Raw genomic sequence first — 1492 nt, 5'->3', positions numbered from 1 at the left:
CCTAATGGGAGCTGCCGGGTCGGCCACTGCTGACAGACTCGGTGCCTGGTAGCCGCCGGTGAGTGAGCACTTCCATCGCCTGGACCGTGGAGTCCTAGCGTCAGATCGTGCCCTCACCGGTGGTCAGGGGTCTTTGATCGCTGATGGGATGTCGTGCCCGCCCGGCTGATGGCGTGAGCACTGGTCCATTAGGTCGCCGACCGGCCCCTGCGGGCTGCTGGTATCGGTTGCCGAGCGGGAGGTCGAGGATGCTGCTGGTCGGGGACGACTGGGCCGAGGACCACCATGACGTGGAGATCCAGGATCCGGACGGGAAGGTGCTCAAGCGGGCCCGGCTGCCCGAGGGGATGGCCGGGATGTCCCGGTTCCATGAGCTGGTGGCCCGGTTCGTGGCCGCCGATGCCGAGCCGTCGCAGGTGGGGGTCTGTATCGAGACCGACCGGGGCCCGTGGGTGCGGGCACTGGTGGCGGCCGGGTACCGGGTGTTCGCGGTGGACCCCAAGCAGGCCGCCCGGCACCGGGAGATCCTGGGGTCGTCGGGCGCCAAGAGCGACAAGGGCGACGCGCACGCCCTGGCCGATATGCTGCGCACCCGCCGGCACCAGCTGCGCGAGGTCGCTGCCGACTCCCAGATCGCCGAGGCGGTCAAGGTCGTCACCCGGGCGCATCAGACCCTGGTGTGGGAACGCACCCGGCACATGCTGCGGCTGCGATCAGCGCTGCGCGACTACTTCCCCGCCGCGCTGGCGGCCTACAAGCCCCTGGGCCTGACCAGCGACACGGTGCTGCGTCTGCTGGCCAAGGCACCTGTTCCGGCCGCGGCCGCCCGGCTCACCACCGGGCAGATCGCCGCGGCGCTCAAGGGCCGCCGCGACATCGACGCCAAGGCCGCCGCGATCCAGCAGGTCCTGCGCGCCCAGCACCTGGGACAAGGCGAGATCGTCACGGCCGCCTACGCGGCCACGGTCCGGTCGCTGGTCGCGGTCATCACCACCCTCAACACCGAGATCACCGCCCTGCAAGGGCAGGTCGAGGCGCATTTTGGCCGGCACCCGGACGCTGAGATCATCCTCTCCCAGCCCGGCCTGGGGGTCGTGCTCGGCGCCCGGGTGCTCGCCGAGTTCGGGGACGCCCCCGGCCGCTACACCTGCGCCAAAGCCCGCAAGAACTACGCCGGCACCTCCCCGATCACCCGGCAATCGGGCAAGATGCGCACCGTACACGCCCGGTTCGTCCACAACGACCGCCTTGTTGACGCCCTCCACCTGCAGGCCTCCTGCGCCCTGCTGCACGACCCGCACGTCCGCGCCTACTACGACCAGCTCCGCGCCCGCGACATCGCCCACAACGCCGCCCTGCGCCAGGTCGGCAACCGCCTGGTCGGCATCCTGCACGGCTGCCTCAAAACCCACACCACCTACGACCAGACCACCGCATGGTCACACCACCACCACGACCTCGCCGCTTGACATTCAACCTCCAGGGATGTCTG

1 protein-coding gene is annotated in these 1492 nt (G+C 70.3%); it reads left to right on the top strand.

The window, feature by feature from the left end:
- Positions 1-248: 248 nt before the first annotated feature.
- Positions 249-1469: an IS110 family RNA-guided transposase gene (locus CHF16_RS39155; protein ID WP_089331238.1), complete on the top strand. Its 1221-nt coding sequence runs from the start codon at positions 249-251 to the stop codon at positions 1467-1469.
- Positions 1470-1492 lie beyond the last annotated feature (23 nt).

The sequence above is a fragment of the Actinomadura meyerae genome (genome assembly GCF_900188445.1).
Classification (GTDB): domain Bacteria; phylum Actinomycetota; class Actinomycetes; order Streptosporangiales; family Streptosporangiaceae; genus Spirillospora; species Spirillospora meyerae.
The sequence above is the reverse complement of the archived record's forward strand: the minus strand, read 5'-3'. Positions and strand labels throughout refer to the sequence as shown.

Bases quoted from the DNA above. Each gene is read 5' to 3' on its own strand.
- CHF16_RS39155 (WP_089331238.1), top strand. From the start codon at position 249: ATGCTGCTGGTCGGGGACGACTGGGCCGAGGACCACCATGACGTGGAG.